The 12922-nt window shown below is 70.4% G+C and carries 14 protein-coding genes; 6 read left to right on the plus strand and 8 right to left on the minus strand.

What is annotated here, in order from left to right; translation table 11 throughout:
* Positions 1 to 121 precede the first annotated feature (121 nt).
* The 3 genes from ACFVH0_RS36550 to ACFVH0_RS36560 are packed head-to-tail and all read right to left on the minus strand — an operon-like array spanning position 122 to position 3122.
* A complete protein-coding gene (locus ACFVH0_RS36550; RefSeq protein ID WP_124716552.1) occupies positions 122 to 1255 on the minus strand; it encodes an Mrp/NBP35 family ATP-binding protein in 1134 nt (377 codons plus the stop codon).
* Between the two features lie 45 nt (positions 1256 to 1300).
* Positions 1301 to 1858 carry a DUF1003 domain-containing protein gene (locus ACFVH0_RS36555; RefSeq protein WP_385827433.1) on the minus strand — a complete coding sequence of 186 codons (558 nt, stop codon included), beginning with the start codon at positions 1856 to 1858 and terminating at the stop codon, positions 1301 to 1303.
* Complete coding sequence (locus ACFVH0_RS36560) at positions 1848 to 3122, minus strand: magnesium transporter MgtE N-terminal domain-containing protein (protein ID WP_385827435.1); 1275 nt, start codon at positions 3120 to 3122, stop codon at positions 1848 to 1850. Before ACFVH0_RS36560 ends, ACFVH0_RS36555 begins: the two co-directional genes overlap by 11 nt.
* Before the next feature lie 204 nt (positions 3123 to 3326).
* Here ACFVH0_RS36560 and ACFVH0_RS36565 point away from each other — a divergent pair, with 204 nt between their 5' ends.
* The gene (locus ACFVH0_RS36565; RefSeq protein WP_385827436.1) at positions 3327 to 4091 is read left to right on the plus strand and encodes a hypothetical protein; all 765 of its coding nucleotides are present in this window, start codon (positions 3327 to 3329) and stop codon (positions 4089 to 4091) included.
* A 37-nt stretch (positions 4092 to 4128) separates the two neighbouring features.
* On the opposite strand, the gene ACFVH0_RS36570 is transcribed toward ACFVH0_RS36565, so the two are convergent.
* Both ACFVH0_RS36570 and ACFVH0_RS36575 read right to left on the minus strand, forming a co-directional pair.
* The gene (locus ACFVH0_RS36570; protein WP_385827438.1) at positions 4129 to 4650 is read right to left on the minus strand and encodes a hypothetical protein; all 522 of its coding nucleotides are present in this window, start codon (positions 4648 to 4650) and stop codon (positions 4129 to 4131) included.
* Positions 4651 to 4706: 56 nt separating this feature from the next.
* The gene (locus tag ACFVH0_RS36575; RefSeq protein WP_385827439.1) at positions 4707 to 5822 is read right to left on the minus strand and encodes a magnesium and cobalt transport protein CorA; all 1116 of its coding nucleotides are present in this window, start codon (positions 5820 to 5822) and stop codon (positions 4707 to 4709) included.
* A 408-nt stretch (positions 5823 to 6230) separates the two neighbouring features.
* Here ACFVH0_RS36575 and ACFVH0_RS36580 point away from each other — a divergent pair, with 408 nt between their 5' ends.
* A complete protein-coding gene (locus ACFVH0_RS36580) occupies positions 6231 to 6815 on the plus strand; it encodes a suppressor of fused domain protein (RefSeq protein ID WP_385827441.1) in 585 nt (194 codons plus the stop codon).
* Positions 6816 to 6898: 83 nt separating this feature from the next.
* Here ACFVH0_RS36580 and ACFVH0_RS36585 read toward each other — a convergent pair whose 3' ends face one another.
* Positions 6899 to 8131 carry an MFS transporter gene (locus ACFVH0_RS36585; protein WP_385827443.1) on the minus strand — a complete coding sequence of 411 codons (1233 nt, stop codon included), beginning with the start codon at positions 8129 to 8131 and terminating at the stop codon, positions 6899 to 6901.
* A gap of 156 nt (positions 8132 to 8287) precedes the next feature.
* Between ACFVH0_RS36585 and ACFVH0_RS36590 the strand changes: the two genes are divergently transcribed.
* The 3 genes from ACFVH0_RS36590 to ACFVH0_RS36600 all read left to right on the plus strand — a co-directional run bounded on the left by ACFVH0_RS36590 (position 8288) and on the right by ACFVH0_RS36600 (position 10651).
* On the plus strand, positions 8288 to 8926 hold the full coding sequence (locus ACFVH0_RS36590; RefSeq protein ID WP_385827445.1) for a DUF6758 family protein: 639 nt from the start codon (positions 8288 to 8290) through the stop codon (positions 8924 to 8926).
* Positions 8927 to 9025: 99 nt separating this feature from the next.
* On the plus strand, positions 9026 to 9892 hold the full coding sequence (locus tag ACFVH0_RS36595) for a PHP domain-containing protein (RefSeq protein WP_385827447.1): 867 nt from the start codon (positions 9026 to 9028) through the stop codon (positions 9890 to 9892).
* A gap of 153 nt (positions 9893 to 10045) precedes the next feature.
* On the plus strand, positions 10046 to 10651 hold the full coding sequence (locus ACFVH0_RS36600; protein ID WP_385827449.1) for a MarC family protein: 606 nt from the start codon (positions 10046 to 10048) through the stop codon (positions 10649 to 10651).
* Between the two features lie 77 nt (positions 10652 to 10728).
* Here ACFVH0_RS36600 and ACFVH0_RS36605 read toward each other — a convergent pair whose 3' ends face one another.
* On the minus strand, positions 10729 to 10881 hold the full coding sequence (locus tag ACFVH0_RS36605) for a hypothetical protein (protein ID WP_266729866.1): 153 nt from the start codon (positions 10879 to 10881) through the stop codon (positions 10729 to 10731).
* Positions 10882 to 11090: 209 nt separating this feature from the next.
* On the opposite strand from ACFVH0_RS36605, the gene ACFVH0_RS36610 reads away from it, so the two are divergent.
* On the plus strand, positions 11091 to 11978 hold the full coding sequence (locus tag ACFVH0_RS36610; RefSeq protein ID WP_266414637.1) for an NYN domain-containing protein: 888 nt from the start codon (positions 11091 to 11093) through the stop codon (positions 11976 to 11978).
* Positions 11979 to 11996: 18 nt separating this feature from the next.
* Here ACFVH0_RS36610 and ACFVH0_RS36615 read toward each other — a convergent pair whose 3' ends face one another.
* Positions 11997 to 12848 (minus strand): alpha/beta fold hydrolase, encoded by an 852-nt coding sequence (locus tag ACFVH0_RS36615; protein WP_385827451.1) that lies wholly within the window; start codon positions 12846 to 12848, stop codon positions 11997 to 11999.
* Positions 12849 to 12922 lie beyond the last annotated feature (74 nt).

Genomic DNA, 12922 nt, shown 5'->3' on the forward strand with positions numbered 1-12922 from the left:
GTTGGGGGGGGTGGGGGGGGGTGTCGTGGTTCTGCGCCAAAAACAGCCTTTCGGTGGGCTGGGGGCCCATCCGTAAAACCTGGGGGCGGCCCCCGCCCCGGGCCGGCCACCGCTCGTCGTTTCAGAACTTGTTGCGCGGGGTGATGCCCAGAGACATGCCCGACAGACCGCGCTGACGGCCGCCCAGCTTGTCCGCGATGGTGCGCAGTGCCTTGCCGGCCGGGGAGTCGGGGTCGGACAGGACGACCGGCTTGCCCTCGTCGCCGCCCTCGCGCAGCCGTACGTCGATCGGGATGGAGCCGAGCACCGGCACCTCCGCGCCGACCGTCTTCGTCAGCCCCTCGGCGACCCGCGCGCCGCCGCCGGTACCGAACACATCGACCATCTCGTCGCAGTGCGGGCACGGCATGCCCGACATGTTCTCGACGACACCGACGATCTTCTGGTGGGTCTGCACGGCGATCGAACCGGCCCGCTCGGCGACCTCGGCCGCCGCCTGCTGCGGGGTCGTGACGACCAGGATCTCGGCGTTCGGCACCAGCTGCGCCACCGAGATCGCGATGTCGCCGGTGCCCGGCGGCAGGTCGAGCAGGAGGACGTCGAGGTCGCCCCAGTACACATCGGCGAGGAACTGCTGGAGCGCGCGGTGCAGCATCGGCCCGCGCCAGACCACCGGCGCGTTGCCCGGGGTGAACATGCCGATGGAGATGACCTTCACGCCGTGCGAGGACGGCGGCATGATCATGTTCTCGACCTGGGTCGGCTTGCCGTCCGCGCCGAGCATCCGCGGCACGCTGTGCCCGTAGATGTCCGCGTCCACGACGCCGACCTTGAGTCCGTCGGCCGCCATCGCCGCCGCCAGGTTCACCGTCACCGACGACTTGCCGACGCCGCCCTTGCCGGACGCGACCGCGTAGACCCGGGTCAGCGAGCCGGGCTTGGCGAACGGCACCTCGCGCTCCGCCGTGCCGCCGCGCAGCGAGGAAGCGAGCTCCTTGCGCTGTTCGTCGCTCATCACGTCGAGCGTGACGTCGACCCGCGAGACGCCCTCGACGCGGGCGACCGCGTCCGTCACGTTCTTGGTGATCGTCTCGCGCATCGGGCAGCCTGAGACCGTGAGATAGACCGTGACAGCGACCGCACCGTCAGCATCGATCTCGACCGATTTCACCATGCCGAGTTCGGTGATCGGGCGGTGGATCTCCGGGTCGTTCACTGTCGCCAGTGCTTCAAGCACCGCGTCTTCCGTAGCCATATGGACGATGTTACGGCGCCTGCCGGTACGCGCGAGTAACATCCGTCAGCGGTCTTCGTCACTCTCGGCCGGGAGCAGGGTCCGGCGGTCGTCCAGGTCCTTCGCGAGGTCCTCCAGCTCGGAGCGGATCCAGTCGCGGGTGGCGACCTCGCCGAGCCCCATCCGCAGCGACGCGATCTCCCTGGTGAGGTACTCGGTGTCCGCGATGGACCGCTCGTTCTGCTTGCGGTCCTGCTCGTGGGTGACCCGGTCGCGGTCGTCCTGCCGGTTCTGCGCGAGCAGGATCAGCGGCGCGGCGTAAGAGGCCTGGAGCGAGAGCATCAGCGTCAGGAAGATGAACGGGTACTGGTCGAACCGCAGGTGCTCGGGCGCGAAGACGTTCCACACCACCCAGACGATGATGACCAGCGTCATCCAGACGATGAACCGCCCGGTGCCCAGGAAGCGGGCGATCCGCTCGGAGAACCGGCCGAACGCCTCGGGGTCGTAGTCGGGCAGCATCCGCCGGCGCGGGTCCTTCGGCTGGTCCAGCCGGGAGCGGGGCGGACGAGCGATGCCCGAGGCTCCCGCCGGCGCCGTCCTGGCGCGATCCTCAGCGGCCACGGGCAACCCCCTCCTCGCTGTGGAAATCCGTCTCCCGCCAGTCCTCGGGCAGCAGGTGGTCGAGCACGTCGTCGACCGTCACCGCGCCGAGCAGCGAGCCGCTCTCGTCCACGACGGGCACCGAGACCAGGTTGTACGCGGCCAGATAGCTCGTCACGGCCGGCAGCGGGGTGTCCGGGGTCAGGGGGACGAGATCACTGTCGACGATCGAGCTGACCAGTGCGTACGGCGGATCCCGCAGCAGACGCTGGAAGTGCACGGTGCCCAGGTATTTGCCGGTCGGCGTCTCGTCGGGCGACCGGCACACGTACACCTGGGCTGCGAGCGCCGGGGACAGGTCCGCCTGCCGGACCCGGGCGAGCGCGTCGGCGACGGTCGCGTCCGGCCGCAGGATGATCGGCTCGGTGGTCATCAGCCCGCCCGCGGTCCGCTCCTCGTACGACATCAGGCGCCGCACATCGGCCGCGTCGTCCGGCCGCATCAGTGTCAGCAGCCGCTCCTTGTCCTCCTCGGGCAGCTCGGACAGCAGGTCGGCCGCGTCGTCCGGGTCCATCGCCTCCAGGACATCGGCGGCTCGCTCCTCCTGGAGCTTGCCGATGATCTCCACCTGGTCGTCCTCGGGCAGCTCCTCCAGGACGTCGGCGAGCCGGTCGTCGTCGAGCGCGGCGGCGACCTCGGCCCGCCGCTTCGGCGACAGATGGTGCAGCGCGTTGGCCACGTCCGTCGGGCGCAGCCGCTCGAACGTGGCCACCAGGGACTCGGCGCCCTGCCCGTCCTCCTGCAGCGAGAACCCGCTGACCGCCGACCACTCGACCGTCAGCGTCTCGCCCTTGCGGCGCAGCGCCCCGCCCTTGCCCTTGCGTACGAAGTACTTGTCGATCTCCCAGTCGCGGCGGGCCGGGAGCTGCTGGATGGAGACATCGAGGACGGTGACCTCCTCGCCGGTCTCCACGAGACGGACCCGCCGGTCGAGGAACTCGCCGAGCACCAGACGCTCGGTGGGCCGCTGTTCGAAGCGCCGCATGTTGACCACGCCGGTGGTGATGACCTGGCCGGACTCGATCCCGGTGACCCGGGTCATCGGGAGGAAGATCCGGCGGCGGCTGAGCACCTCGACGACGAGCCCGAGCAGCCTGGGCGGCCGGCCGCCGACCCGGAGCATCGCGACCAGATCGCGGACGCGGCCCACCTGGTCGCCGTTGGGGTCGAAGACCGGAACACCGGCGAGGTGCGAGACGAACACCCGGGGGGCGCCTGCCACCATGGTGCGCCTCCTTCTTCCGTGTACGAGTTCACCGGCCGGTCCGTTTGGCGGTCAATCAACCGTTATGACGGGATCAGGCTAGCCCGTACCGCTCCGGGTTGCCCCGGTGGAGCCGTCCGTACGGCTCCCTGCCGGACGGTGTGCACGGCACAGGTACGCTGCCGTCTGCCACCCCCCGCGATGCAGATGAGAGGCAGTGCGCCCGTGACCTCTTCCGTTCCGCCCGTCCGGGCCCGACGCCGGACCGCTCTCGCCGCCCTGCTCTGTGCGGGGCTCGCCGTGACGCTCACGGCGTGCGGCGGCGAGGACCCGGACCAGGGGACCAACGGCGTCGGGAAACTGGACGCCACCCGGATCGAGAAGAAGGCCCAGCGCGCGGCGGACGCCGCCGACGCGGTGCGCCTCGCCGGGACGCTGGTCAGCAAGGGCGGCACGTACAGGCTCGACATGCAGCTCAAGGAGGACGGCGGCACCGGCTCCGTCGTCTCGAAGGACAGCACCTTCGAGCTGCTGCGGATCGGTGACGAGCTCTATCTGAAGGCGGACTCCGGGTTCTGGAACCACGAGGAGAAGTCCGGCGCGGACAGCGCGGCGGGCGGCGCGGCCGCGGACAAGCTGAACGACAAGTACGTGAAGGTGCCCCAGGACGACCCCACGTACAAGCAGCTGCGCGGCTTCACGGACAAGGAGACCCTGCTCGACGGCCTCCTCACGCTGCACGGCACCCTCAACAAGGGCGAGCGGGAGAAGGTCGGCGCGGCCCGGACCATCCAGATCATGGGCGGCAAGGGCGAGGGCGGCACGCTCGACGTCTCGCTGGAGGGCACGGCGTATCCGCTGCGGTTCGCGCGCGGCGGTGGCGGGGGGACCGTCACCCTGTCGGACTGGGGCAAGGACTTCGCCCTGGAGGCCCCGGCGCAGGGGGACACGGTCGACTACGGGAAGCAGCTGCCCAAGACCTCGTCCTGACGAGGGCGGGGTCCGGGCGTCCGCCCCGCCCCGGCCCTCAGCCCTTGCGCCCCCGCTTGAGCAGTCGCGGCAGCCCGGCGGGCACCGGCCGTCGAGTGGTCGCGGGCGTCGGCAGCGGCGCCGCGGCCAGCGAGCCGTCCGGCAGCTCCGTACGGAACTCGCCGGGCGTCAGCCGCAGCACCCGGCACTCGCGCGCCCACCGCTCCGTCATCTGCTCGGCGTCCGGCGCGTTCAGCCGCTTGCCCTTGAGCTCCGCGACCGCGGCCTCCCACTCCTCGGAGTGCGGGGCGAGCTGCGTCACGGCGGCCGTCCAGGCGATCAGCCGGCCGCCCTTGTCCTTGCTGCGTACGGTCACCTCGGCGGCGGACCCGTCGGTGAGCCCGGCCGGCAGCGGCTGCTCGCCGGGGCCGTCCCCGACCAGATGCGCCGCGCCCTCGTGCCATACGTGCCACAGCGCCCGGGCGGGACCGGTGCCCCGCACCCAGATCAGGCCCGACTTCTTGGTGGCCTCCTCGACGAGGGCCCGGCCCAGTGGCACGTCAGCGGCAGCAGCAGTCATGACCGAACTCTATGGGACCGGCCTCCGTTGGACCGGGCGGAGGCCGGTCCCCGGTGTCAGAGCCAGCCGTTGCGCTTGAGCGTGCGGTGGATGGAGAAACAGACCACCCCGATGACGCCCAGCACCATCGGGTAGCCGTACCGCCAGCCCAGCTCCGGCATGTGCTTGAAGTTCATGCCGTAGACGCCGCAGATCATCGTCGGTACGGCGATGATGGCCGCCCAGGACGTGATCTTGCGCATGTCCTCGTTCTGCGCGACGGTCGCCTGCGCCAGGTTGGCCTGGAGGATCGAGTTCAGCAGTTCGTCGAAGCCGATGACCTCTTCGTGCACCCGCGCCAGGTGGTCGGCGACGTCACGGAAGTACTTCTGGATGTCCGGGTCGATCAGCCGCATGGGCCGCTCGCTCAGCAGCTGCATCGGCCGCAGCAGCGGCGACACCGCCCGCTTGAACTCCAGGACCTCACGCTTCAGCTGGTAGATCCGGCCGGCGTCGGAACCGCGCGGGCTGCCCTTCGCCGGGGTGGAGAAGACCTCGATCTCCACCTCGTCGATGTCTTCCTGCACGGCCCCGGCCACCGCGATGTAGCCGTCGACGACATGGTCGGCGATGGAGTGCAGCACCGCGGACGGGCCCTTGGCGAGCAGCTCGGGGTCGTCCTGCAGCCGGTGGCGCAGCGCGCGCAGCGAGCCATGGCCGCCGTGCCGCACGGTGATGACGAAGTCCCGGCCGGTGAAGCACATCACCTCGCCGGTCTCGACCACCTCGCTGGTGGCGGTGAGTTCGGCGTGCTCGACGTAGTGGATGGTCTTGAAGACGGTGAAGAGCGTGTCGTCGTACCGCTCCAGCTTCGGCCTCTGGTGGGCGTGGACGGCGTCCTCGACGGCCAGCGGGTGCAGCCCGAACTCCCGGGCGATACCGGCGAATTCCTCCTCGGTCGGCTCGTGCAGGCCGATCCAGGCGAAACCGCCCTCCTCCCGCACCTGGAGCATCGCCTCGTGCGGCGTGCGGCAGTTGCCGCTCTCCAGGCGCCGCCCGTCGCGGTAGACCGCGCAGTCGACGACCGCGCTGGAGGCGGACGGGTCACGGGTGGTGTCGTAGGCGTTGTGCAGGGCGTTGCTCTTGCGCAGGGACGGGCGCACGGCGGCGCGCAGGTCGCGGATCATCGACATGGCTGACTCCTTCACGGAGGGCCGTCGTCGGGCACGTGGAACAGCCCGGAATGGGGACGTGTGCTCACGTCCGCAAAGCGGGCGGCACCGCAGCGGCACGGCGACGGCGTTCGCTACAGACAGGCAAAAAAGGAGTGCTCTTCCGTCGTGCGCAATGCCATGGGCCTTGACCGAGAAGGCTTCAGATCACCGAGAAGGGTGGAGTGCGGAAGAGCGGTTGGTACTGCACGGTCGACTTCGATCCATTGCAGCCCCACCTCCTCCAGCCGGTCCCCCTTGGGGGATGACGTGTCGTCGGGGCTGAGAGCGACGCTTCTGCGTGCTGCCCCGACCAGCGGCCAAGACTATCAGCCGACTGACGGCCAATCCCTTACTTTGCCCGTTCCATACGCGTCCTATGCTCGCGGGATGGGAGAAATTCTTGCTCTGGTCGAGGCCCGGCTGCTGACGGCCCTCGGTGAACCGGACGCTCGCGCGGCGGTGACGTTCCTCGGTACGGACCGGATCGAGGTGCTCCGCTTTGTCGACGGCGATGTGGTGCGCTACGCCACCCTCGGTATGTCGGCGCAGCCGATGGCCGACCCGACCGCGGTCCTGGCCGACCCGGTGAAGGGGCCGCGCGCCGAACTGGTGATCTCCGTACGTGCCGGACTCGCCGACACCGACAAGGTGCTCCGCCCGCTCGCCGTGCTGGCGGCCTCCCCGCAGGTCGAGGGGGTGATCGTGGCGCCGGGCGCCTCGCTGGAGGTCGGTGAGCCGCTGTGGCCCGGGGCGCCGTTCAGCTCCGTGCTGGTCGCGGAGCCGGGCGGCCTGGTGGAGGACCTGGAGCTGGACGCGCCCATGGAGCCGGTGCGGTTCCTGCCGCTGCTGCCGATGACGCACAACGAGGCCGCGTGGAAGCGGGTCAGGGGCGCGCAGGAGCTCCAGGAGCGGTGGCTCTCGCACGGCACGGACCTGCGTGATCCGCTGCGTGGCTCCGTATCGCTGGACTGATCCCCGCCGCCGGAGGCACGGGAAAGCCCCGCCGCGCGGCCAGGAGGGGAGCCGCGGGCGGGGCTGGTGCGGGGGCGGGCAGGTCAGTCGGCGAAGACCGTGACGCTGTCCTCGGCCGCGTGCTTCGGCTCCAGCACCTCCGCCTCGTGGGTCAGCGCCGAACGCCGGATCCAGACGACGATCGCACCGGCCACGGCCGTGACCGCGGCGACCACGAACGGGATGTGGATGTTGCTCCACTCCTCGATCTTCGGCGCGAGATACGGGGCGGCGGCCGCGGCGAACCAGCGGACGAAGTTGTAGCCGGCGCTCGCCACCGGGCGCGGAGCGTCGGACACACCGAGCGCCAGTTCCGTGTAGACGGTGTTGTTCATGCCGATGAAGGCGCCGGAGACGATCGTGCAGACGATGGCGGTGGTGTGGTCGCCGTAGCCGAGGACCAGCAGGTCGACGGCGAGCAGTACCAGCGAGGCGCCGAGCACCTTCAGCGAGCCGAAGCGCTCCTGGAGCCGCGGGGCGACCAGCACCGAGAAGACCGCGAGCAGCAGGCCCCAGGCGAAGAACACCGCGCCCGACTTGTACGGCGTCATGTTCAGCACGAACGGTGTGAACGCCAGGATCGTGAAGAACGAGTAGTTGTAGAAGAACGCCGAGGTCGCCACCGAGGCCAGCCCGCCGTGGCCGAGCGCCTTGACCGGGTCGAGCAGCGAGGTCTTCCTGGCCGGCCTGGGCTGTTCCTTCAGGAACGCCGTGATGCAGATGAAGCCGATGGCCATCAGCGCGGCCGTGCCGAAGAACGGGTAGCGCCAGCTGGCGTCACCGAGCAGCGCGCCGACCAGCGGCCCGCAGGCCATACCGAGGCCGAGCGCCGACTCGTAGAGCAGGATCGCCGCCGAGCTGCCGCCGGCCGCAGCGCCGACGATCACGGCCAGCGCGGTCGACACGAAGAGCGCGTTGCCCAGTCCCCAGCCGGCCCGGAAGCCGACGAGTTCGCCGACCGAGGACGAGGTGCCGGAGAGCGCGGCGAAGACGACGACGAGCGCGAGGCCGGCCAGGAGCGTCTTGCGGCCGCCGATCCGGCTGGACACGAAGCCGGTGACCAGCATGGCCACGGCGGTGATCAGGAAGTACGAGGTGAAGAGCAGGGACACCTGGCTCGGCGTCGCCTCCAGGCCCTTGGCGATGGACGGCAGAATCGGGTCCACCAGGCCGATTCCCATGAACGCGACAACGGAGGCGCCCGCCGTGGCCCAGACGGCCTTCGGCTGGCGCAGGATGCTGCCCCCGCCCTGATCGAACGGATCCTCTCCCTGCATGGGTCTTCTCGCTCTCCACTAGATCGTTGCGATATACATAGAATAAGTTAGAGAACCTAATGAGTGCAAGTTACATCTATTTCTGCAGGTGGAGCCGCACTGCGGACGGGTGATCTTCCTTGACGCGGCGACGGTCCTGGAGGACCGTTGGTCGCTATGAGGGGCGAACCCAGTTGCCCGAAGTGCGGAGGCCGGGTCAGAGCGCCCGGTCTGTTCGCCGACACCTGGCAGTGCGCCGTGCACGGCAGCGTGCAGCCGCTCCAGCCGGTCGTCCCGCCCAGCGTCGAAGCGCTGGGGGTGGTGGTGCGCCGCGCCCAGGTCCCGGTCTGGATGCCCTGGCCGCTGCCGGTGGGCTGGCTGTTCACCGGGGTGGCGAGCGCGGGCGACGACCGCAGCGGCGGCCGGGCCACCGCCGTCGCCTGCTCCGGCCCCGGCCCCGTCGGCGGCATCGGCGAACTGCTGCTCGTCACAGAGGAGCTCGGCATCGGGCTCGGCGCGCGCTACGCCGGAATCGACGGCCCCGACCCCGGCCCGTATCTGGACGTCGAGGGCCCGCCGGACGTCAAGATGCTCGCCGCCGGCCGCCCCACCCCGCTGTGGAACGTCAAGGGCGCCCCCGCGGACCGGGCGGTCTTCGCGGGTGAGGCGCGCGGTCTCTGGCTCTGGGCGATCGTCTGGCCCGAGCAGTCCGGACTCCTGATGTACGACGAGCTGGTGCTCGCCGATCTGCGCGAGGCCGGGGGCGAGATGGAGCTCGTACCCTGCGGGGCGCTCACCCCCCGGCTGCTCGACTGAGGGCCGCTGCCGGGCCCCCGCGCCCCGGCCGGGCGCCGCTCGAACGGCGGTTATCCTAGAACGTCCCCTTGTCCCGCCCCGAGCACTGGAGTACGCGTCGTGCGCATCGACCTGCACACCCACTCCACCGCCTCGGACGGCACGGACACCCCCGCGCAGCTGGTGGCGAACGCCGCCGCCGCGGGCCTGGACATCGTCGCGCTCACCGACCACGACACCGTGCGCGGTCACGCCGAGGCGATCGCCGCCCTCCCCGAGGGGCTCACCCTCGTCACCGGCGCCGAGCTCTCCTGCCGCATCGACGGCGTGGGCCTGCACATGCTGGCCTACCTCTTCGACCCCGACGAGCCCGAGCTGGCCCGCGAACGCGAACTCGTACGCGACGACCGGGTGCCGCGCGCCCGCACCATGGTGCGCAAGCTCCAGGAGCTCGGCGTGCCCGTCGAGTGGGAGCAGGTCGCCAGGATCGCCGGGGACGGATCGGTCGGCAGGCCGCACGTCGCCACCGCGCTCGTCGAGCTGGGCGTCGTCGAGACCGTCTCCGACGCCTTCACGCCCGAATGGCTCGCGGACGGCGGGCGCGCCTACGCCGAGAAACACGAACTCGATCCCTTCGACGCGATCCGGCTGGTCAAGGCCGCCGGCGGCGTCACCGTCTTCGCGCACCCGGCCGCCGTCAAGCGCGGCGAGGTGGTGCCCGAGTCGTCGATAGCGCGGCTCGCCGCCGCGGGGCTCGACGGCATCGAGGTCGACCACATGGACCACGACGAGCCGACCCGGGCCAGACTGCGCGGGCTCGCCCGCGATCTGGGGCTGCTGACGACCGGCTCCAGCGACTACCACGGCAGCCGCAAGACCGTCGGGCTCGGCGAATACACCACCGACCCCGAGATCTACGGCGAGATCACCCGGCGCGCCACGGGAGCCTTCCCGGTGCCGGGCGCCGGCGGGCCGAACCCCGCGTAACGACGCACCCGTCCGGGCCGGACCACGAGTCCCGCGCGTACCGCCGTCCCTCCCATCTTCACGTTCCACTTCCACGCACCCGGCCGTCTGGCCGCCGTCATGGCTTCGGGGTGCGCTCCTTCAGGCCGTTTCTCTCTTCTCGCAAGGCTCACTGTGTTCGACGTCGCTGTCTTCGGATCCCTTTTTCTCACGCTTTTTGTGATTATGGATCCACCCGGGATCACCCCGATCTTCCTCGCGCTCACTGCGGGCCGACCCGCCAAGATGCAGCGAAAAATGGCGTTGCAGGCGGTCGCCGTCGCCTTCGGCGTGATCGCCGTCTTCGGAGTGCTCGGCCAGCAGATCCTCGACTACCTGCATGTCTCCGTACCCGCCCTGATGATCGCGGGCGGACTGCTCCTGCTGCTGATCGCGCTCGATCTGCTCACCGGCAAGACCGACGAGCCGACGCAGACCAAGGACGTCAATGTGGCGCTCGTACCGCTGGGCATGCCGCTGCTCGCCGGGCCCGGCGCGATCGTGTCGGTGATCCTGGCGGTGCAGCACGCCGACAGCGTGGGCAGTCAGATCTCGGTCTGGTCGGCGATCGTCGCCATGCACATCGTGCTCTGGCTGACCATGCGTTACTCGCTGCTGATCATCCGGGTCATCAAGGACGGTGGCGTCGTGCTGGTGACCAGGCTCGCCGGAATGATGCTCTCCGCCATCGCCGTACAGCAGATCATCAACGGCGTCACCCAGGTCATCCAGAACTCCTGACGGCCCTCCCGGACGCCACAGCACCCCCGTACGGACCTTCCGTACGGGGGTGCTTCGTCTTTGTGCGTCGTCGTGCGTTACGAAGCCGAGGTTTCGGCCGGGCGGATATAGATGCGCTGGCCCACGGCTGCGGCCTGCTGCACGATCCGGTTGACGGAGGCGGCGTCCACGACGGTGCTGTCCACGGCGGTACCGTCGACATCGTCGAGTCGCATGATCTCGAAGCGCATAGGGCTTCCCTTCGTCCGATCCTCCTGCTGGAGAACTACTGGGAGGACGGGTGATCCGTCCGCAAGGATGAGAGCACCGGACATCCCTGTCCTGTGCTCCACGATGTGTACAACGGCTTGCTCCCTGCAAACATTCCCTACGCTAAGGAAATTTTTTGGATGTCTAAGTATCAGCAGGTCACCGAGCATGCGCGGGCGACGAGGCCCGAATGAACGAGGCAGAGATCCGCGAGCGACTGGACCGCACCAACGAGCTGCTCCAGCGCGTGCTCGCCGAGGTGTCGAAGACCCCCTCGACCCACGCGATCTTCGTGGACGCGGGCTATGTGTACGCCGCGGCCGGACTGCTCGTCACCGGCACCGAGGACCGCCGCTCCTTCGACCTCGACGCGGAAGGACTGATCGAGGCCTTCATCGACAAGGCCCGGACGATCTTCGCGGACAGCAGACTGCTGCGCGTGTACTGGTACGACGGTGCCAGGCGGCGCATCCACACCGTCGAGCAGCAGTCCATCGCCGAACTCCCCGACGTCAAGGTCAGACTCGGCAACCTCAACGCCAACAACCAGCAGAAGGGCGTCGACTCACTCATCCGCACCGACCTCGAATCGCTCGCCCGGCACCGCGCCATCAGCGACGCGGCACTGGTCGGCGGCGACGAGGACCTGGTCTCCGCGGTGGAGGCGGCGCAGGGCTACGGGGCCCGCGTGCACCTGTGGGGCATCGAGGCGGGGGAGGGTCGCAATCAGGCCGAACCGCTGCTCTGGGAGGTCGACAGCCAGCGCACCTTCGACCTGGACTTCTGCCGCCCCTACGTCACCAGACGTCCCGTCACCACCTACGAGGACGACACCCCCGCGCCCGCGCGCGAGGACGTCCGCTTCGTCGGCGCGCAGATCGCCGCGGCCTGGCTGGCCGCCCGGGGCCGCGAGTCGCTCGCCGACCTGCTGCCCGGCCACCCGTACCTTCCGGGCTCCGTCGACCAGGACCTGCTGGTCGAGGCCGAACGGCTGCTCCAGCACTCGCTGCGCGGCCACGCACACCTGCGGCGGGCCCTGCGCGACGGCTTCTGGCAGCACCTCCAGTCGCAGTACTGAGCCCTCGCGGCCCAGGGCCTACAGGCTGTCCCAGAACGCGGCGATCGCGGCCGCCGTCTCCTGCGGGCGGTCCGTGTTGGGGGAGTGCTCGGCGCCCGCGATCCGGGTGCGGTGCGCGCCGAGCCGCCGCGCCATGTCGTCGAGCAGCGGCACCGGCCAGGTGTCGTCACGCTCGCCGGAGAGCACATGGACCGGCAGCGGTACGGCGGCCAGTTCGGCCACCCGGTCCGGCTCGGTCACCAGCTGGCGTCCGGTGGCGATCAGCTGGGCCGGCCGGTGGCGCAGCCAGCGACGGCGCAGCGCCTCGCCGTTCGCCGACGCCCTCTCCTCCGGCGGGTCGAGGGCGCGCATCGCCTCCCACACCCGGGCCATGCTCAGCGTCGCGAGTGCGTCGCTGAGCACCTTCACCTTGAGCTGCTGGGCCTCGACGACCTCGGCGGGCCCCGACGACATGAGCGTCAGCGAACGGAACGGCGAGGCGTCGAGCAGCACGGCGGCGCGGGCGATCTGCCCGCCGAGCGAGTGCCCCAGCAGATGCACGGTGCCGCCGCCGGCGCCGCCGAGCGCGGTGGCCTGCGCGAGCACATCACGGGCCAACTCGCCCTGTGCGTAATCCTCCTGACGGTCCGTCCCATCCGTCTCGTACTGTCCGCGGCCGTCCACGGCGACGATCCGGTACCCGGCGCGGGAGAGCGGTTCGAGGAGCGCCACGAAGTCCTCCTTGCTGCCCATGTAGCCGGGCAGCAGCAGGGCGGTGCCGCGCACGGCACCCGGCGGCGCGGCGTCCAGCACGGCGAACTCGCCGCGCGAGGTGCGCAGCCGGTGGGCGTGGGCGCAGGGGGGCGGGGTGAAGGTGTGCGGCCGGCTCATGGGACGAGGTTATGCCGTGGCGCGTCCCACGGGCAGCGCAGGACGGCCGTGAACGCCGGACGGGCCCGAGGATG

The sequence above is a fragment of the Streptomyces sp. NPDC127117 genome, from assembly GCF_042677325.1.
Taxonomy (GTDB): Bacteria; Actinomycetota; Actinomycetes; order Streptomycetales; family Streptomycetaceae; genus Streptomyces.

Excerpts from the sequence above, each read along its gene's own strand:
- ACFVH0_RS36550 (WP_124716552.1), bottom strand. The coding sequence starts at position 1,255 with ATGGCTACGGAAGACGCGGTGCTTGAAGCACTGGCGACAGTGAACGAC.
- ACFVH0_RS36560 (WP_385827435.1), bottom strand. The coding sequence starts at position 3,122 with ATGGTGGCAGGCGCCCCCCGGGTGTTCGTCTCGCACCTCGCCGGTGTT.
- ACFVH0_RS36570 (WP_385827438.1), bottom strand. The coding sequence starts at position 4,650 with ATGACTGCTGCTGCCGCTGACGTGCCACTGGGCCGGGCCCTCGTCGAG.
- ACFVH0_RS36575 (WP_385827439.1), bottom strand. The coding sequence starts at position 5,822 with ATGTCGATGATCCGCGACCTGCGCGCCGCCGTGCGCCCGTCCCTGCGC.
- ACFVH0_RS36580 (WP_385827441.1), top strand. The coding sequence starts at position 6,231 with ATGGGAGAAATTCTTGCTCTGGTCGAGGCCCGGCTGCTGACGGCCCTC.
- ACFVH0_RS36585 (WP_385827443.1), bottom strand. The coding sequence starts at position 8,131 with ATGCAGGGAGAGGATCCGTTCGATCAGGGCGGGGGCAGCATCCTGCGC.
- ACFVH0_RS36590 (WP_385827445.1), top strand. The coding sequence starts at position 8,288 with ATGAGGGGCGAACCCAGTTGCCCGAAGTGCGGAGGCCGGGTCAGAGCG.
- ACFVH0_RS36605 (WP_266729866.1), bottom strand. The coding sequence starts at position 10,881 with ATGCGCTTCGAGATCATGCGACTCGACGATGTCGACGGTACCGCCGTG.
- ACFVH0_RS36610 (WP_266414637.1), top strand. The coding sequence starts at position 11,091 with ATGAACGAGGCAGAGATCCGCGAGCGACTGGACCGCACCAACGAGCTG.
- ACFVH0_RS36615 (WP_385827451.1), bottom strand. The coding sequence starts at position 12,848 with ATGAGCCGGCCGCACACCTTCACCCCGCCCCCCTGCGCCCACGCCCAC.